Source organism: Methanoculleus sp. (genome assembly GCF_036677455.1).
Lineage (GTDB): Archaea > Halobacteriota > Methanomicrobia > Methanomicrobiales > Methanoculleaceae > Methanoculleus.
The window spans coordinates 21,567-40,278 of sequence record NZ_JAVBWL010000012.1 but is presented as its reverse complement, the minus strand read 5'-3'; the positions used below and the strand labels follow the sequence as shown (position 1 = coordinate 40,278).

Annotated in this window: 14 protein-coding genes; 7 read left to right on the top strand and 7 right to left on the bottom strand. The window is 62.2% G+C overall.

Features of this window, described 5'->3' with window-relative positions; genetic code table 11:
* The first annotated feature begins 108 nt into the window (after positions 1-108).
* The 3 genes from V6K60_RS04130 to V6K60_RS04120 all read left to right on the top strand — a co-directional run bounded on the left by V6K60_RS04130 (position 109) and on the right by V6K60_RS04120 (position 4,310).
* A complete protein-coding gene (locus tag V6K60_RS04130; protein WP_332449249.1) occupies positions 109-492 on the top strand; it encodes a hypothetical protein in 384 nt (127 codons plus the stop codon).
* Between the two features lie 216 nt (positions 493-708).
* Positions 709-1,176, top strand: a complete 468-nt coding sequence (locus V6K60_RS04125) for a RidA family protein (RefSeq protein ID WP_332449248.1) — start codon at positions 709-711, stop codon at positions 1,174-1,176.
* Between the two features lie 224 nt (positions 1,177-1,400).
* Entirely contained in the window at positions 1,401-4,310 is a 2,910-nt protein-coding gene (locus V6K60_RS04120) for a hybrid sensor histidine kinase/response regulator (RefSeq protein ID WP_332449247.1), read from the top strand.
* A 51-nt stretch (positions 4,311-4,361) separates the two neighbouring features.
* On the opposite strand, the gene V6K60_RS04115 is transcribed toward V6K60_RS04120, so the two are convergent.
* Positions 4,362-4,742 carry a PAS domain-containing protein gene (locus V6K60_RS04115; protein WP_332449246.1) on the bottom strand — a complete coding sequence of 127 codons (381 nt, stop codon included), beginning with the start codon at positions 4,740-4,742 and terminating at the stop codon, positions 4,362-4,364.
* Positions 4,743-4,866: 124 nt separating this feature from the next.
* Here V6K60_RS04115 and V6K60_RS04110 point away from each other — a divergent pair, with 124 nt between their 5' ends.
* From V6K60_RS04110 to V6K60_RS04100, 3 genes are all read left to right on the top strand, one after another.
* Positions 4,867-5,313 carry a DUF3887 domain-containing protein gene (locus V6K60_RS04110; protein WP_332449245.1) on the top strand — a complete coding sequence of 149 codons (447 nt, stop codon included), beginning with the start codon at positions 4,867-4,869 and terminating at the stop codon, positions 5,311-5,313.
* Positions 5,314-5,442: 129 nt separating this feature from the next.
* On the top strand, positions 5,443-6,480 hold the full coding sequence (locus tag V6K60_RS04105; RefSeq protein ID WP_332449244.1) for a hypothetical protein: 1,038 nt from the start codon (positions 5,443-5,445) through the stop codon (positions 6,478-6,480).
* A complete protein-coding gene (locus tag V6K60_RS04100) occupies positions 6,473-6,658 on the top strand; it encodes a hypothetical protein (RefSeq protein ID WP_332449243.1) in 186 nt (61 codons plus the stop codon). The genes V6K60_RS04105 and V6K60_RS04100 overlap by 8 nt, the downstream gene beginning before the upstream one ends.
* A 42-nt stretch (positions 6,659-6,700) precedes the next feature.
* Here V6K60_RS04100 and V6K60_RS04095 read toward each other — a convergent pair whose 3' ends face one another.
* From V6K60_RS04095 to V6K60_RS04070, 6 genes are all read right to left on the bottom strand, one after another.
* Positions 6,701-8,077: a PAS domain-containing sensor histidine kinase gene (locus tag V6K60_RS04095; protein ID WP_332449242.1), complete on the bottom strand. Its 1,377-nt coding sequence runs from the start codon at positions 8,075-8,077 to the stop codon at positions 6,701-6,703.
* 168 nt (positions 8,078-8,245) lie between these two features.
* The gene (locus V6K60_RS04090; protein WP_332449241.1) at positions 8,246-11,206 is read right to left on the bottom strand and encodes a chemotaxis protein CheB; all 2,961 of its coding nucleotides are present in this window, start codon (positions 11,204-11,206) and stop codon (positions 8,246-8,248) included.
* 145 nt (positions 11,207-11,351) lie between these two features.
* A complete protein-coding gene (locus tag V6K60_RS04085; protein ID WP_332449240.1) occupies positions 11,352-12,722 on the bottom strand; it encodes an ATP-binding protein in 1,371 nt (456 codons plus the stop codon).
* A gap of 195 nt (positions 12,723-12,917) precedes the next feature.
* The gene (locus V6K60_RS04080) at positions 12,918-15,041 is read right to left on the bottom strand and encodes a catalase (RefSeq protein ID WP_332449239.1); all 2,124 of its coding nucleotides are present in this window, start codon (positions 15,039-15,041) and stop codon (positions 12,918-12,920) included.
* Between the two features lie 212 nt (positions 15,042-15,253).
* Positions 15,254-17,632 carry an endopeptidase La gene (gene lon / locus V6K60_RS04075; protein WP_332449238.1) on the bottom strand — a complete coding sequence of 793 codons (2,379 nt, stop codon included), beginning with the start codon at positions 17,630-17,632 and terminating at the stop codon, positions 15,254-15,256.
* 53 nt (positions 17,633-17,685) lie between these two features.
* Complete coding sequence (locus tag V6K60_RS04070; RefSeq protein WP_332449237.1) at positions 17,686-18,105, bottom strand: MarR family winged helix-turn-helix transcriptional regulator; 420 nt, start codon at positions 18,103-18,105, stop codon at positions 17,686-17,688.
* A gap of 261 nt (positions 18,106-18,366) precedes the next feature.
* Between V6K60_RS04070 and V6K60_RS04065 the strand changes: the two genes are divergently transcribed.
* Positions 18,367-18,669: a helix-turn-helix domain-containing protein gene (locus tag V6K60_RS04065; protein ID WP_332449236.1), complete on the top strand. Its 303-nt coding sequence runs from the start codon at positions 18,367-18,369 to the stop codon at positions 18,667-18,669.
* Positions 18,670-18,712 lie beyond the last annotated feature (43 nt).

Below are 18,712 nucleotides of genomic sequence, written 5' to 3'. Positions count from 1 at the left end.
ATCGTATGTGAACCCGGCCGGCGGTAAAAGTATCTCTCATACGGTTGACCAGCCCGCTAGCACCAGGTGAAGGTAAAATTATTATATTTCTTTTATACACCCAGAGGCATGGCACCTACCTATCGAGATGCAACCATCAACTCCGTAGAAGCAACCGCCACGGTCAGCGGCAGCACCGGCGGCGGTCGTGACGAGAACGGCAACCCGTACTACTTTCCGAACGTCCCGGTGAGCATCGGCTACTGGTTCGACAACGAGGGTGTCCCTTCCTCGAACTGGGACACGTTCTTTAAGGCGCAGCTCTGGATCAACGGTGCGTTCGTTGCCAAGAAGGAGGAACTTGCGGGCAGCGGTCCCCAGACCTACACGTTCTTTGCGCACAAGTTCCCGGAGCCGGGCACCTACAAGGTGGAGGTCCGCGGGAAGAATACCAAGGCGCTTGAGGTTACGATCAAGAACCCCCCGGTGCAGGAGAAGAAGGCGGCGCAGTGATCGGGGCCGAGCACTAAATCTTTCACTCAACCGTTTTTTGCACCGGTTATGCGAGTTTTTCGGCACCGGCACCCTATCTCACAGTCGCTTCCTGCCTGGCTAAAACCCGGCCACTGTATGGCAGCATCCCCCTCCGCTTTCCTCCAAAAGTATACCTGCCGGCGCATCGAACACCTCATATGAACGCTCCGGCCCCGGGCAGGCGGGGATAAGGGTATGGACGGCAGCACGAAGATCCTGGCTCTCGTCTTCATATGCGGTCTCCTTGCAGGCTCCGGCATATACGCGGTCGTATCCTCCAGCCCGCCGCTGGCCGCCATCTACACGGCTAATGCCCCGGAGCCGATCGGGCCGTACAGCCAGGCCGTGCGGTCTGGCGATTCCCTCTTCACGTCGGGGCAGGTCGGCCTTGACCCGGCCACCGGCACCCTCCCCGATACCGTCGCCGGCGAAACGGTCCAGGTGATGGAGAACCTGCGGGTCATCCTCCTCGAAGCCGGCCTCGACTTCTCAGACGTCGTCCAGACCCGGATCTACCTCACGGACCTCGCGGACTTTGAGACGGTCAACGCCGTCTACGCCGGGTACTTCAACGAACCGTACCCCGCCCGGGCGACGGTGCAGGTCGCCGGCCTCCCGAAAGGAGCACGGGTCGAGATCGAGATGATCGCAACGGTGCGGTAGCCGGCCCCCGGTCACGCCGGCTCCGGGACCGGCTCTCCTGGTGCAACCCCGGAATGCCGTCACCGGGGGTCCGGGGAGCATGCGGTCATCGGGCTCTGGCCGTGCCTGCGCGAGGCGAGAACCTGTCCGCCTCTCGGCGGGCATATCCGCTGGATTTACAAAAAATTCCTTATTAACCCTTTATAAATCCATAATTCTTCTTAATAGACCGCTGTTCATACGAAATGTTTTTTATACTTCTCATCCCCTCCTCAATAGGAACAACAGTGCACATCGTCACCAACCCCGAGCACATCCTCTACGTCGACGACGAGGAGGCGCTGCTCGATATCGGCCGTATCTTCCTTGAACGGGCGGGCGGCATCACTGTCGACGTCACCACAAGCCCCATCGAGGCGCTTCGCATGATTCTCTCCTGTCGGTACGACGCGGTTGTCTCGGACTATCAGATGCCGGAGATGGATGGACTCGCTCTCCTGAAGCGGGTCCGGGAGGCGGGGTCCCGGGTGCCCTTCATCATCTTCACCGGGAAAGGGCGCGAGGAGGTGGCGATCGAGGCGTTGAACCGCGGTGCTGACTTCTATATCCAGAAGGGCGGTAACCCGAAGGCGCAGTTCGCCGAGCTGGCAAACGCTGTCCGGCAACTGGCCGGGAGGCGAAGAGCGGAGGCCGCGGTCCACAAGACCGAAGAGATGCTGTATAAGGCGCAGAGCCTTGCACACCTTGGCAGCTGGGAGTTCGATCACAGGACCGGGCGCCTGGCCTGGTCGGACGAGGCCTACCACATCTTCGGCCTTGACGTCGGAGAACCGCCGACCTATGAGAGGTTCCTCTCGATGGTCCATCCAGACGATCGAAGCCTGGTTGATACCGCGTATTTCAGTTCGATCGCGGACGGAAAGGACGGCTACGAGATCGAGCACCGAATCCTTCGTAGCGATAGCGGGGAGGTCCGGCACGTCCTTGAGCGGTGCGATCACCTGCGGGGCGAGTTCGGAGAGGTCGTCCGCTCCGTCGGGATGGTGCACGACATCACGGAACGCAAACTCGCCGAACTCGAACTGCTCTCCCGACACGAAGAACTCCAGGGGGCATATGAGCAACTCGCCGCCGTCGAGGAGGAACTCCGGTCGAGTTTCGACGACCTTGCCGAGAACCAGCAGCGACTCTCAGAGAGCGAACGCAGGCTTGCCGACATCATCGACTTCCTCCCGGACGCGACCTTCGTCATCGATACCAGCGGCCGCGTGATCGCCTGGAATCGTGCAATCGAGGAGATGCTCGGTGTTCCGAAAGCCGGGATGCTCGGGCGGGGCGATTACGCGTATGCGGTTCCGCTCTATGGCGAGGCGCGCCCGGTCCTGATTGACTACGTTCTCCGGTCCGACGGAGAGTTGAGCGGCCCTTACCATGCCATGATGAAGAAGGGCGAGATCCTCGAAGGCGAGACCTATCTCCCCCATCCTGACGGGCAGGCCGCCGTCATCATGATCCGGGCGTCGCCGCTCTATGACCGGGAGGGCAGGCGGGTCGGTGCGATCGAGGTGATCCGGGATATCACCCGGCAGAAACAGGTGGATGCCGAGCTCCTGCAGAGACACGAGGAACTCCAGGGGGCGTATGAGCAGCTCGCCGCTATCGAGGAGGAACTCCGGTCGAGTTTCGACGACCTCGCCGAGAGCCAGCACCGACTCCAGGCAAGCGAAGAACGTTACCGGCGCATCTCCGAGAGCATCTCCGATGTCGCCTACTCCTGCGTCCCCGAAAATCCGGGCGATTACACTCTCGACTGGATTGCCGGTGCAGTGCACGAGACCACCGGGTATACCGATGACGAGATCCTCGCGATGCGGTGCTGGAAGGCTATCGTCCACCCGGACGACATGCCCGTCTTTGAGCGCGCGATCTTCAGGCTCTCCCCGGGGATGTCGTCGCTCTTTGAGCTCCGGATCGTCCGCAAGGACGGCCCGGTCCGGTGGCTCCGCGTCTCGGCCGACTGTACCGATAGCGAGGGTAGAGGCTCCCGGCTGTACGGCGGGTGGCAGGACATCACGTATCAGAAAGAGGCCGAGGAAGCGTTGCGGAAGTCCGCGGAGAAGATGGAGAGCATCTTCCGGGCTGCCCCCACCGGCATCGGGATGGTTATGAGCGGGGTCTTAACGGAGGTCAACGAGCGGTTCTGCGATATCGCCGGCTACGCTCGCGACGAACTCATCGACCGGCCCGCGCGGCTCCTCTTTCCGGGTGAGGCGGAGTATTGGTCTGCCCTGCGGGAGATGAACGCCCAGATCGAGAAGGCCGGGACATGTACGCTTGAAATCCGGTGTATGCGAAGAGACGGCGCGATCGTCGACGTGCTGCTCTCCGGCACACCGCTCGATCCGGCGGACCCCTCCTGGGGTCTGACGTTCACGGTCCAGGATATCAGCGAGCGTAAAGCGATGGAAAAAGAGATCGAGTATCATGCCCGGGAGCTTGCCCAGCAGACGAACAGCCTTGCGGTCGTGAACCGAAAACTCAACCTGATGAGCAGCATCACCCGGCACGATGTCCTGAACCAGCTGACGATCCTTCTCGGCAACCTCTCGTTTGCCGGGGAGGCTGTGCAGGAGCCCGAGGTCTCCAAGTACCTTGCCCGGGTGCAGACCGCCGCCGACCGGATACGCCGCCAGATTGAGTTCACCCGGGACTACACGGATCTCGGTGTCAAATCGCCGGAATGGCGGCGAGTCACCGACGCGATCCGGTCAGCGGCACCTCATGGGCTGCCGGTCGAGAACGAGGCCGGGGACCTGGCTGTCTACGCGGACCCGATGCTCTCTACGGTCTTCTCGAACCTGATGGACAACACGGTCCGGCACGGCGAGGCGGCGACCCGGGTCCGCGTCCGGTATCGCCTGGAGGAGACGGGCGACCTCACCCTCGTCTGGGAGGACGACGGCGTCGGCATCCCTGCCGGGGAGAAGGGGCGGATATTCAACCGGGGCGTCGGAAAGAATACGGGGCTCGGCCTCTTCCTGATCCGGGAGATTCTCGGGATCACCGGGATCACCATCACCGAGACGGGAGAGCCCGGGAAGGGGGCACGGTTTGAGATGCGGGTGCCCCGTGAGGCATACCGGATTACCGAGTAAGATCCGGGTGCCGATGGTCGGGAGCTTCGCGGACGAGCCTCCTCGGCTGATTCAGGCCGCTCTCTTCAGCGCAAAGCGGAACGCTGCTCCTCTTTTTGGGTGCCCGGGCGCTCGATCCTCGACAGAGACCTTCCTGCCGTACCTCGCGACAAGCGTCCGGACGATGAAGAGGCCGAGGCCTTCGCCCTGCCGGTCCAGGAACGGTGCGGTTATCCCTTCCTCTGCCATACACGGCGAGATATACCTGCGCACGAAAAGGTCGAGGTCGATCCCGGAGAGGGCGTCCCGGTCGAGGCCGAAGAGAGATGCGAGCGGGCGGTTGATCCAGGCCACCCGGTTCTTCCGGTCGACGAGGAGCACCCCCTCGTCGAGCGCGTCGAGTATGGTCAGCGCGGATCGCAGTTCCGGCGGGAGCGGGGGTGACGGGTCCATCTGGTGCAATCAATCCCTGGAGAAGATCCAGGAGATGATAAATGGGAGGGTGCACTCCTGGGTTACCCCCTCTCCCCGGCGGTCAAATCCCTACCTTAATCTTCCTCCAATCCAACCGTATCTCATGAGTTCATCGAGAATCCCCTTCCTCGTCGCTCTCGTGATCCTCGCCGCGATCTCGGTAGCCGGCTGCATGAGCCAGGAGACCGTACTCTCCGGCGATGATGCGACAGAGGTGCTCGCCTATGCGGACCCGATCGCCGATAACCTCATGCAGGGCTTCAACGAAGGCAACTATACGATGTATTCCCGCGACTTTTCCCCGGAGATGAGGCAGGCCCTGGACGAGGCCGCGTTCGAGCAGACCCGCGAAGATGTTACGTCCCGGATCGGGCTCTATGAGTCCAGAAGCGATCCCGTCGTCACCGAGACCGGCGAGTTCGTTGCCGTGACCTACCGGGCTACGTTCGAGCGGGAGGACGGCGTGGCCCTCCGGCTTGTCTTCGAGAAGGATGATCCGTTGCACCGGCTCTCCGGGCTCTGGTTCAACTCCCCGAAGTTACGCAGTTGAGGCGGACCGCCGGCCGGGCGGGGAGGGGTGCCTGTTGCATGGGTCCTGCCGTCCTCTGGCGTCAGATGGCAGCGATGCTGGATAAACATCTATCAACCTCTCCGTAAATACCCACTATGGAGAGATCTGATGCCCGCGATACGGATCGGTGAAGGAAGCGAACTGGCCCAGCAACCGGAACCCTTCAAGAACGAATATGAACTCCTGGAGATACTTGCCGAGCACCCGGTGCTCCTGGTCGATCGCGACGACTCCGCCCTCGTCACGATCACCCGGGAGTTTCCGCTTGAAGGCGGGTTTGCCGATATCTTCCTCATCGATAACAACGGGCTGCCGGTCATCGTCGAGGTGAAACTGGCCCGCAACGCTGAGTCGCGGCGCGAAGTGATCGGTCAGTTGTGCGACCACCTCTCTCTGGTGCAGAACCTCACCCCGGATGAAGCGAATGCACGATCCGCAGGCCTGCTCGAAGAGAATATTCGCCGTATGGCTGATGCCGTGGGGGAAGAGGAACGCGAGAAACGGCTGAGCCTGATACAGAGCAACGTCGCCTCTTCCTTGAGAACCGGACAGATCCGGGGTATCATCGTCCTCGACGCTGCCTCAGACGACCTCATCCGGGAGTTCAGTTACCTCAACGAACACAGCGATCTCGACCTCCGGCTGCTGGTGGTCGAGCGCTACCGGCTTGGCAGGAACGAGTACTTCTACCATTCTCGTTTCCTGGTATCGGGAAAGCCGGATCTGGAGATGAAGCGCCAGAGGTTGCGGCTCCGGTTGATCGTCGAGAAGTTCTCGAAGATGAAGGCGCCCCTCTTCTCAACCCATGTGACCGGGAGGGAGAACGTCCGCGTATACCGCGAGGGATGGCCGACGGCGGTGCACTACGAGTTCAGCGACTGGAAGGACTCGATCAGCATCGAGGTGCAGGTCAGACACAAGGAGTACCCGAAGGTTGCGGACTTCCTGCCCCGGCTCCGTGATTCTCTTCTCACCGCCATCCCGAAGGCGCAACGAGTTGAACTGGTCATTGACTCCTCTGGATGGACGAGGCTTCAGTTCTTCTTCGGGGAGGATATCGACCCTTACTGGATCGCACAATCGATGGTGCGCCTCTGTAAGACCGAGAAGGATATCTCCATGCTGCTGAAGGAAGGGAGTGGGTAAGGGCCGATCGCCCCCTGACACATCTACTTTTCTCGCTGTCCTGCTCATCCTCGCCGCGGCCCACCGGCCAGCGTTCGAGCGGGTGGATGGGGTAGCCCTCCGGTTCGTCTTCAAGAAGGGCGACGAATCGCACCAGCTCTACGGGCTCTGGTTCAACTCGCCGAAGCTACGCAGTTGAGGCGCCTCATTCATCAAAATCGCCGGGGTCCGGGCCGCAGGCTTATGCCGCCTTCTTGAGCGTCAGCCGGAACGCCGCCCCTTCCCCGGGCTGGCCGGCCACCCGGTCCTCGACCCGGATCCCCCCGCCGTAGCGCTCGATGAGCACCTGCACGAGATACAGGCCGAGCCCCTCCCCGACGCCCCGCTTCTGCTGCTCGTAGCGGTGGAAGATCGCGTCCTTCTCCTCGTCCGGCACCCCCGGGCCGGTATCCTCGACCGAGACCCGGACGCTCCCGCTCCCCTCCGCCACCCGGATGGCGACCTCGACGCCGGGACCACCGTGCTTCACCGCGTTCCCGATGAGGTTGTTGAAGATCACGAAGAGGAGGTCGTCCGCCCATACCCGGCAGTGCGTCCCGTCGTAACGGATGGTGGTGCGCGAATAGCCCTTGATCGCATCCCGGATGGCTGCATCGAGATCCATCGTTTTGAGTTCGGAGGCATTCCGGTGGATCTGGCGGATCGTGGAGACGTTGCCCAGGATCTCGATGCTCTTCTTGATGCTCCGCTGGAGGTTCGCCATGTATCTGGCCTCCTCTCCCTCCAGGCGGTCTGCGAGCAGTTCGGCGTAGAGGTTTGAGACGTTCTCGGTGTTTCGTATGTCGTGGGTCAGGATGTCCACGTAGAGGTTTGCCTCGTCGCGTGCCGCCTCGACCTCCCGGTTAAGGCGCCGAAGCGCTTCCTCGTTCTGCTTGCGGTCGCTGATATCCTGGACCATCCAGCGGAGCGACGGCTCCGTCTCTTCCCTCCCCCTGACCGACACGATGCTCACGGAGACATGCACGGGCTCCTCCATGAACGGCTGGATCTCCGCCTCGAAGGTCTGTCGCGCCTCCCCGCGGGCCGCCCGGGCCACCCTGGCCTTGATATCGGCCCGGCTCCCCTCCCGGGCAAAGGTGAGGAGGTTGCGCCCGGCAAGGCTGTCTTTATGGATGGCAAGGAGGAGCCCCGCGGTGCGATTTGCCTCAAGGATCCTTCCGTCCCCGTCCGTCACCAGGTAGCCTTCGGGGGCGGCATCGAAGAGCTCGTAGTAGCGTTCCCGCTCCATCTCGGCGGTTTTTTGGGCAGCGGTCAGTTCATCGTTCTGGTGGTTCAGCATCTCGTTCGCTGTCGCGAGCTCCTCGTTGGCCGTCGCGAGCTCCTCGGCGTAGGTCTGGGCCTGCTCCAGGGCCACCATGTGGGTGTACTGGCGAAGGCTCTGCCGGCCCTCCCCCTTCTCCCGGAGCACCGCGTTCTCCTGCCGGAGGTCCTCGCTCTCCGCCGTCAGTTTCTGGAAGAGGTCCTGCACGGCAGCGCGGAGTGCAGCGGGGTCTCCCCCGTTCTCCTGAAAGATTGCCTGCAACTGCCGCGCATACTCTTCCTTCTTGAGCTGTGTCACACCTGATCTCATGAATGACCTGGCCACCACCGGACCCCACGACCGGGGTCCCGGCGGCGAGCGGTAATAGTTCAGCAGTTGAACCGACAAACGTATATGTCTGCTGCTGGTTCCTCAACCGGGATCTCATCGTAAAGGGCTCTGTTCCGGGTTCAGGGCCCCCGGTCTCTACAGAGGCCGATCTCCGTCAGCCTCGATGGCAAGGAAGATTCTGTCTGCTCCGGCGTCCGACTGGAACCTCCGGGCGGAGAGCCGCATCGCCCGGTGCCCGATCCCGGGGAAGTCGTGCTCCACCAGGAACCCCTCGACCGCCGTCCCTTTTGGCAGGATCTCCTCGAACAGAGCGTGGAGTTGGGGAATGTCCCATTGCCGATTTCCCAGGTCATAGATGAGGGTTCCTTCCGTCTCCTCCGGTGCGACCTGGAACGTCGTATAGAACGAGCGGCTCGCGGCGACGATCCGGAGCTCGGCGTCCAGCACCAGCAGGGGCTCGTGAACGACGGCCATAATCTCCCCGGCGTAGGTCTGGGCCTGCCTGATAGAGGACTCAAGCTCCTTTGACCGGCTGGTATCGGTGAAGGTGGCTACCACACCCTCGATCCGGTTCTCCGCTGTCCGGTAGGGCAGGATCCGCATCAGGTACCACTTTCCGTCCGCCGTCTGCACCACTCTCTCCTGCACCTGCAGAGTCCTGAGCACGCCCCGGAGGTCGCCCGGGAGGTTCCCGTCCCTGAGGTTGACCGCAAGATCGGTGATGGGCCTTCCCGCGTCCCCCGACTGGAGGTTGACGATGGGCCGGATGGGGTCGGTGAACCACCGCACCCGGAGGTCGTTGTCGAGGAAGAGCATGGCGATATCGGTGCTCTGCATGAGGTTGCGCATATCGTCGTTGCTCTCCGAGAGTTCCTCGATCTTCCTCTGGTGTTCGGCGTTGACGGTGAGCAGTTCCTCGTTCAAGGACTGGAGTTCCTCTTTGGAACTCGTCAGTTCCTCGTTCGTGCTCTTCAACTCCTCGTTCGTGCTCTGGAGCTCCTCGTTCATCGACTTGAGCTCCTCCTGGGACGCCTGCATATCCTCGACCGTGCGCTGGAGCTGCACCCGGGTCTCCGTGAGTTCCCGATCAAGGTCGGACTGCAGGATGCCCTCCGGGGCCGGCTCCTCCCCGCGCCCGATCTCCGGGACGGACCCCTGCACCGGCTCGAAGACGACCATGAGCAGCCCCTCTGCACCTTCAACCTGGCGTATCGGGCGGACGGTCAGGCGGATCGTCTCTTCGCTCCCGTTCGTCTGTACGGGTACCGGTCCCCGCGTGACGGTGCGCTTCTCCTGGAGAGCGGTGCGGATGGCGAAGGTGAGCGGGTAGCGAAGACCCCCCCGTGCCATCGTGTAGACGTTCAGGGTCGCTCGACCCGGGTAGGGTTCCAGGTACTTCCCGGTCCTCCCCTGGAAGTAGAGGATATCGCCGCTCTCGTTCACGATCACCGCCGGGGGAGCGTACTGCGAAAGCAGCCACTCCTGGGCGAGTGCGGCGACGGAAGACGTCTCGTTCTCCTTCCTGGGCCGGGGTTCGCCCGCCGCGATTCCGGCAGGGGGGGTGAACGTGTAGGGCAGTTCCACCCGCCCCTCGTCTCCAACGGGCGCCGCCGTCTTCCGGTAGATCTTCCAGGTCTCATCGATGGGCTCGAAGTGCTCCGGGGGTTTCTGGCCGGAGTAGTCGATACCGAGGATGAGGATCCCGCCGGGATTCAGGGCGTACTGGAAGAGGGGCATCAGTTTCTGCACCACATCCGGGCTCGTGTACAAAAGAAGGCTCTCGACATCCAGGATATCCAGGTGGAGGAACGGTGGATGGTTCAGGATGTTGTGCTGGGCAAAGACGGTCTTCTCCCGGATCTCCTGGCGAATCTGGTAGGTATCATCCCGCTTCGTAAAGAACCGCGCGAGGCGCTCTCCCGATACGTCCACCTCGATGTTCGCGATGTACAGCCCCTCCCGCGCCTCGAGGATCCGCTCCCGGTCGATATCGGTCGCGAAGATCTGGTACTGGATCTCGTTCTCCCTGCCCGAGGACTGGATCGCCTCTTCGAGCGCGATGGCCATGCTGTAGGTCTGCTCCCCGGTGGCGCATCCCGAGACCCAGACCCGGATCGTGCTGCCGTCCGGTTTGTCCCGGACCAACCCGGGCAGGAGTTCTTCTTCCAGGATCTTCCATACCTCCGGGTTCCTGAAGAACCAGTTCGGGCCGGTGGGGATCTCCTGCGCAAGGATCTCGATCTCCCTCGGGTGCTCCTGGACGTAGCGCACGTAGTCTTCGCCGTCCTCGATCTGGTGTAACCCCATCCGCCGCACGATCCGGCCGCGGATCAGGCTCTCCTTGAACATGGAGTAGTCTTCGCCCGTCCGCGACCGGATCATGGCGAGGATCTTCGAGCGGGCGTTCGTGTACCGCTTCGCATCTGGTTTTGCCTCGCGAAGGCTCCGGTAGGACTGGATGTAATTGACGAGCAGTTTCGGGAGCTCGCCCGCCGGCGCGATGTAATCGGCGAGCCCCGAGACGATGACGCTCCGGGGCATACTCGGGAACTCTGCGGTGATCGGGTCCTGGACCATCACCGTCCCGAGGCGCTCTTTCAACGAGCGCAGGCCCAGCACCCCGTCGTGCCCCATGCCGGAGAGGAGGATGCCGACCGCCTTTGAGTCCTGGTCCTGGGCCAGTCTGCGGAAGAAGTGGTCGATGGGCAGCCGCATCCCTCTCGATCTCGACGGCTCTTCGAGGTTGAGGATGCCTTTCTGGATGGTAAGGTCGGTGTTTGGCGGGATCACGTAGACCGAGTTTGGCCGGACCTTCATGCCGTGCTCGATCTGCGAGACCGGCATCGTGGTGCTCCGCTGGAGGATCTCGGAGAGCATGCTCTTGTGCGCGGGGTCCATGTGGGTGACCACCACGAACCCCGCCCCGATATCGGGAGGCGTGTTCTTGAGGAAGGTCTCAAGGGCCTCGAGCCCCCCGGCAGACGCACCGATGCCGGTGATGATGAAGGGCGGCTCGCCCGGCGCCTCCCTGATCTCCTCCGGTGCAACGGCTCTCTCTGGCCCCGGTTCTGCCGGATCTCCCACCCCTCTGGCCATACTACGGTCGCCTCCCTCTCTCCCGCACGAGCGCTCCCGGTCAGGATGTGGGTACATCTGTGCACCCAACTCTTAAACCTGTGGCACCGGGGTTCGCGTGGTCACCTGACAGAACCGCCTGGTGAGAGCGTGGCGGTCGCCCCGGCTAACCGGTCGCACAACTCGCTTCGATATCTTCCAGGTCGTAGACGAGGAACCCCTCTTCACGAAGCCGATCTCTTCCTTCGATGCTACCGGCGACAAGGCAGAAGCGCTCGCTCGGGTAGTGGTCGTGCCGGACCTGCTTCGCTTTTTGCTCAAGGCGCATGAGCACGCTGCGCCCCTCCCGTTCACTCAGGTCCCCCCATTTGCACTCCCCGAAGACAATGCTCCCATTGCTCTTCTGCGTGGCGACGAGATCGATCTCCTCGCCGCGATACCACCATCGTCCGATGGTATACCCCGGCAGAACGCTCCGGGCGAACTCATTTCGCACGAAGACCTCGAACCGTTTGCCGAAGTAAGGATTCAGATCGATGCCGTCTCCCGGAAGGCTCTCCGTCTCGATCTCCTGGCGGTGCGAAAAGACGAAGTTGTACCAGAAGTCGAAGATGCAGTCCTTGATACGGTACAGCCCCTGTCGCCGGCTGCCGAGGAGAGGCAGTTCCTTCTCGATGATCCCGAGCCGGATCATCGCTTCGAGGTAGGGGTAGAGGTGACGAGCGTCCATGCCGCAGAACTGAGCGATAGTGCCGGCGCTGGTGTTGCCGACGGCGACGGCATTGAGGATCGCCTGATAGGTCTTCAGTTCCCGGAACTCCTGTGAGAGGAGGAAGTAGGGTTCCCGGTAGAAGTAGCCGTACTTGCTGAAGAACTCCCGTTCGACGAAGGTTGCGTAGTTCGAGTAGTCCCCGGCCTTGAGGAGGTACTCGGGGATGCCGCCGATGGTCAGGTGAGCCTTGAGGGCGTCCCGGAAGGAGAATGAAGGGAGGAACCGCCGTGCATCGCGGAACCGGAGCGCCTCAAGGAGCATGTCGCGTGTCCGCCGCCCGTAGAGGGGGGACGTGTAGGAGAGCGCGCTGTCGGTCATCAACCCGAGCATCGAACCGGAGAGGAGGATGTACCAGTTCGATCCGGCGAGGGCGGTGTCCCAGGCTTTCTGGAGTGCGGAGAGGACCGTCGGATCGTTCTTGATCAGGTAGGTGAACTCGTCGATGACAAGGTAGCGGCGCTCAGCGAGGGGTATCCGGGCGAGGTAGGTGAAGAGTTGATCCCAGGTTGCGATCTCCAGCGTTGCGAGGAGCGAATCGTCGAAGAACTGCGCTATCGCCTCCTGCAACCGCCGGATCTGGATCTGCGGCGCGGTGTCCTCGGCGAAGTGAAGGATGCCCTCTTTGCTGCGGACGAGTTCGGCAACAAGCCGGGTCTTGCCGATCCGGCGCCGCCCGTAGAGGATGATCAGCCGCCCGCCGTCTTTTCGCCACTCCTCCTCAAGGATGGCACGCTCGGTCTCGCGGTCGACGAAATCCCTAATCATGATTAGTACTAATCAAGATTAGTAATAAGGGCTTCGCTCCCGGAGATGCGGATGCGCCTGCAGCCTCCACCCGAGAGCTGGACTGCCTCTCCGGGTTCCGGGATTGCGATGGTCGGTCTACCGCGCAGGCGTTCGCGTATCGGAAGGCACCCTGAAAAAGAAGTGGTTCGGGAGGGTGCCCTGCAACGACCCGTATCAGGCCGGCACCTGCTCCTTCTTCTCCCGGTCCCAGTGGCGGTGCTGTCCGATGGCCGTCTTGAACTGGTCGACGAACGAGTTCATGTTCCCCTTGCTCCCGCAGGTCACGACCCCCATCTCGGAGACGACCTCCCCCCCGGAGCCGGCATCGTCAAAGGCGACCCCCTTGATATCCGATGCCTTCAGAAGGTCGATTCCTTCTCCAACCGCCCCGATCGGCTTACAGTGCTTGAAGGCCTCGTTGACGAAGTGGATCGCGAAACCCTGGTTCTTCAGGGTCTCCACGTGCTTCCCGCCCGGGATGTAGACAGCGTCGTAGACGACGGAGGTGGTGGTGACGTAACTCTTATCGACCTCCATCTCCTTGCCGTCGGCGGACCTGACATTACCGAAGTACTGCGAGATGACCTCCGGGTGAGCCCCGCCATCTTTGAGGGCCTGCGAGACCTGCATCACCTCGTCGTGGTTGTACCCCTCCATCGCGAGGATCGCGACCTTCCGGCTCTTGATGGTGTCCATGACGGTCGTCTCCTGGCTGAGGTTCGGGGACTTCTTCGTGCCGGAGGACGCGCCTTTCTCTGCCGGGGGCGGGACCCCGATCCCTTCTGCGATCCGTATCGCAAGGTCACCGTCGACGTTGTTGATGAGGTCCACCACGCGCTTGCGGACACCGAGATCTCCGACCTTCCCGAGCTCGAAGTGGAAGGCCTTGACGATATGCTCCTTCTCCGCGTCCGACATGCTGTTCCAGAAGAGCTTCGCCTGGCTGAAGTGGTCGTTGAACTTCTCGCTCCGTCCACGGATCTTATTCGCATCGATCTTCTCCTGGTAGTGGGCGTAGCCGCCCTCCTCGACCCGGGCCGGTCGGGGCTTATTCCCGCCGAGCGAGTTCGGGAAGTAACTTGCAACAACCTTATCGATCGTCATCCGGTGGTAGCCCTCCCGCTGGTTGTTTGCGACCGGCGCGAGCGGACGGTTGATCGGGATCTCCTGGAAGTTCGGGCCCCCGAGGCGGATCAGCTGGGTATCGAGGTAGGAGAAGAGCCGCCCCTGCAGGAGCGGGTCGTTTGAAAAGTCTATCCCCGGCACGATGTTCGCCGGGCAGAAGGCGACCTGCTCGGTCTCCGCGAAGAAGTTGTCCGGGTTTCTGTTCAGGGTCATCTTCCCGATCCACCGGATCGGCACATCCTCCTCAGGCCAGATCTTCGTCGCGTCCAGGATATCGAACTCGAAGTTGTGTTCGTCCGCTTCCTCAATCAGCTGTATCCCGAGTTCGTACTCCGGATAATCCCCCATCTCGATCGCCTCCCAGAGGTCGCGGCGGTTGAAGTCCGGGTCTTTTCCGGCGATCTTCTGGGTCTCATCCCAGACGAGCGAGTGGACCCCGAGCAGCGGCCGCCAGTGGAACTTGACGAACCGCCCCTTCCCTTCGGCGTTGATGAACCGGAAGGCGTTGACCCCGAACCCCTCCATCATCCGGTAGCTCCGCGGAATCGCACGGTCCGACATGACCCACATGATCATGTGGGTGATCTCCGGCAGGTTCCCCACAAAGTCCCAGAAGGTGTCGTGGGCGGCGGAGGCCTGTGGCATCTGGTGGTGCTGCTCCGGTTTGATGGCGTGGACAAGGTCGGGGAACTTGATGGCATCCACGATGAAGAAGATCGGCATGTTGTTGCCGACGATGTCGTAGTTCCCCTCTTCTGTGTAGAACTTCGTGGCAAACCCTCTGACGTCCCTGACCGTGTCGGCGGAGCCCCTGAACCCCACGACGGTCGAGAACCGGACGAAGACCGGCGTCAACTTCTGAGGATCCTGGAGGAACGCCGCTCGCGTATACTCGGTCATGGGTTCGTAGACCTGGAAATACCCATGAGCCCCCGATCCCCGGGCGTGGACGGCCCGTTCGGGGATCCGCTCGTGGTCGAAGTGCGTCACCTTCTCGCGGAAGTGGAAGTCTTCAAGGAGCGTCGGCCCCCGCTCCCCCGCCTTCAGCGAGTCATCGGTATGGCTGACCCGGAGCCCCTGGTTCGTCGTCAGGTACTCCTGCTCCGGGTCTGCCCGGAACTCGTCGAGCTGCTCCTGCTTGCTCTTCTCGTCTATCTTTCTCCTCGCATCCATACTCGCTCACCTGCATCCTCTCGCCCCGGCCGGTCATGCGCCGTTAAGCCCACGGCCAGGCGTGCCCCCCACATCCGGGCCAGTTATCTTAAAGGTAACTATACGACAGAGATGGGCGTGCAGGGGGGTTTTTGGAACGAACGGCGCCTTTTCGTCGGCGCCAGGAGAAAAGGAGTTCTATCCCCGGTGAGGCGGGGTAAAAAAGGGGGTGTTCAGAGATCGTGCGCAGCCACGCACCGGTTCTCGGCGTATGGCACGACCGGGCCGGGGAGGTCCATCTCCAGCGCTTCCCGCAGGACGTCCTCGATCGTCTCCACGGCCACGAACGCAAGCTCGCTCCGCACATCCTCAGGGACATCCTGGAGGTCCCGCTCGTTCTCCCGCGGGAGAATGACCTTCTTGATGCCGGCCCGGTGGGCGGCAAGGACCTTCTCCTTGATCCCGCCCACCGGCAGCACGGCGCCGGAGAGCGTCACCTCGCCGGTCATCGCGATCGCCGGGTCGACCGCCTTCCCGGTGATGAGGGATGCGAGGGCCGTAAAGAGGGTCACCCCCGCCGAGGGGCCGTCCTTCGGGGTTGCTCCTGAGGGCACGTGGATGTGGATGTCGCTTGCGAAGAAGTCGAACCCGGTCACGGTGGATGCCAGCCTCGACCTGACCAGGCTGAGCGAGATCTGCGCCGACTCCTTCATCACGTCCCCGAGCTGGCCGGTCAGCGTGAGCTTGCCCTTACCGGGCATGAACGTCCCCTCGATGAAGAGGATGTCCCCGCCGACCGGTGTCCAGGCAAGCCCCGTGACGACACCGGGCGGGTTCTCCTTCCTCGCCACGTCCTGCCGGACCGTCTCCCTCCCCAGGATCCCCGGGAGCATATCCGCCGTCACCACGAACGGAAGATCGGCCTTCCCCGATACGACCTTCGTGGAGACGAACCGGGCGATCCCGGCAAGCTGCTTCTTGAGCGCCCGGACCCCTGCTTCGCGGGTGTAGCGCTCGATGATCGTCATCAGGGCCTCATCCTCGACCTGGAGTCTCTCCGCATCGAGGCCGTGCTCCGCGAGGGTCTCAGGCAGCAGGTGGTCCTTTGCGATCGCGAACTTCTCGTTCTTCGTGTAGCCCGAGATCTCGATCAGCTCCATCCGGTCGAGGAGCGGTGCCGGGATGGTTGCCAGCGTGTTCGCCGTCGCGATGAAGAGCACGTCCGAGAGGTCGTAGGGGACCTCCAGGTAGTGGTCCGAGAACGTGCTGTTCTGCTCGGGGTCGAGGACCTCGAGGAGGGCGCTTGCCGGGTCGCCGGAGTAGGAGACGGCGAGTTTGTCGACCTCGTCGAGGATGAAGACCGGGTTCTTCGCCCCGGCCCGCTTCATCCCCTGGATGATCCGGCCGGGGAGCGACCCGACGTAGGTCCGCCGGTGTCCCCGGATCTCCGCCTCGTCCTTGACGCCGCCGAGGCTGATCCGGACGTATTTTCTCCCCAACGCATCGGCGATGCTCCGCCCCAGGCTCGTCTTCCCGGTCCCGGGCGGGCCGGCGAAGAGGAGGATCGAGCCCTGCTTCTCCTCCTTGAGTTTCATGACCGCAAGGTGCTGGACAATCCGCTCCTTGACCTTATCGAGGCCGTTGTGGTTGCCGTCGAGCACACGGCGGGCCTCCTCGATATCGATCTGCTTCTTCTCCTCGACCGTCCAGGGGAGGTCGAGCAGGAGGTCAAGGTAGTTCCGGATCCCCTGGCTCTCGTGGTGCTGGCTGCCGCCCGTCTCGAGTTTCTTCAGTTCGGCGAGCGCCTTCTTCCGCACCTCTTCAGGCATCGTCGAACGCTCGATCCGCTCCCGGTAGCCGTCCTCGCCGTCCGAGTCGTCGCTCCCGTTGAGCTCTTCCTGAATGACCTTCATCTGCTCCCGGAGCATCGCTTCGCGGTTCGCCTTCCCGACCTTGTCGGAGGCCTTCTTCGCCACCTCGATCCGGAGAGCGATGCTCTCCTTCACGGCGACCAGGGTCTTGAGGAACGTGTCGTACCGCTCCCGGACGGAGACGATCTCCAGGAGTTCCTGCTTCGCTGCGATCTCGATCGAGACGAACGGCATGACAAACCCCATGATCTGGTCGATGGAATCCATCCTGTCGACGGGCCGGGTGAACTGCTCGCCACCCTGGAAGTTGGTGCTGATCTCGTGGATGGCCGCCCTGATACCTTTGAGCATCTCCGCCCGGGTTGCCTCGTCGAGGTCCATGATGTCCGGTAGCGGCTCCCAGGCGGCGTAAAAGACCCCGCCCTTCTCGACGAGCGTGACGGCCTTCACCCGGAGGGCTGCCCGCGCAAAGATCAGGTAGCCGTCGTCTGCAGGCTGCACGTGCGAGATCTCAAGGAGGCTCCCGGTCGTGTAGATCGCATCGACCGATACCTCCGTGGTATCGCCGTTTACGGTCAGCCCGATCGCAGATATGGATCCGGTCTGTGCCATTTCGGAGAGCAGCGCCTTTCCGGTGACTCCGTCGACCGGGAACTTTGTCCGGCTGCCCGGGTAGACCACGGTCTCAAAGAGCGGTATGACGATGCTCTCGGTGGGCTGGTCTGGTTGTGGTGAGTACATGGTGACTCCAATAATTTAGTTCGAATTTACCTAACTTTTCTGCCGGCCAAAAATTATCTGACCTTCCTCAGGATCTCGACCAGGAGATCCACCTCGTTCGGGTCGAGTGCCCGTACCATCCGCTCGATCATCAGGTGGAGCGTCTTTTGTTCGGCGTTCGCGATCATCCGGCCCTTCTCGGTCAGGCGGATGTAGGCGATCCTCCCGTCATCGGGGGACTTTTGCCGGTAGGCGCACTCCATCCTGACGAATTTGTCGATCATCTCCGTGACGGTGGGTTTCGAGTTCCGGGTGATCTCGGCGAGTCTGCTGAACGTTACATCCCCGTGCTCGTCGATGACTTTCAGATAGGCGATCTGCTTTGTCGTCATATCCGCGAGCCCGCATTCAGAGGAGATCTCGCACGAGCATTCGTTCTTGATGGCGATCAGGCGTTCAAATACCTCGAACAGATGCTCCTCTCTCGCCGGCATAGGTGATTCCCTTTTAGTTAGGGTTCACCTAACTATAAAGGTTGTGGTGGGACGTTGCGGGAGGCGATTGTGCGACGGCCGGATTCCGCATCGATACCGGCGTCTGCCCCGGGTGCCGTCGAGCGTATCGAGAGCGTGCTCTCCCACGACCGCGGAGTCGGTACGGGATCGGCGTCCGGAGGGGTGGGGATCTTCCCTGGCAGGGCTTTAATTTGTCATATCTGGAAAAGGTTATCTCACGTACCGTACTATAGTAGACCAATGCTCTCAAGAAGGATCTTCGAGACCGATTTTGCCGCGGCGCTCCAGGAGGAACTCGCCCGGCAGGAGATGAGCATCCGGGAACTCGCGGACCGGGCGGGAATCCCGGCAGCAACCCTGTATAAACTCACGTCAGGGAGGGCGGACCCGCGTCTGTCGACCGTCCGTCGGATCGTCGCCGTCCTCGAGCCCCGGGAGAAGAGTTTCATCGCGGTGATCGCGGCGCGGTTCCTCCTCAACGACCTCGATAACCGCGACATCCCGGTCGGCGACCGGAAGTACCGGGTCCCAGTACTTCGCTAACTTCTTCCTCCCCTTTCTTTTATTCAACGTCTTTCTCCTCTCC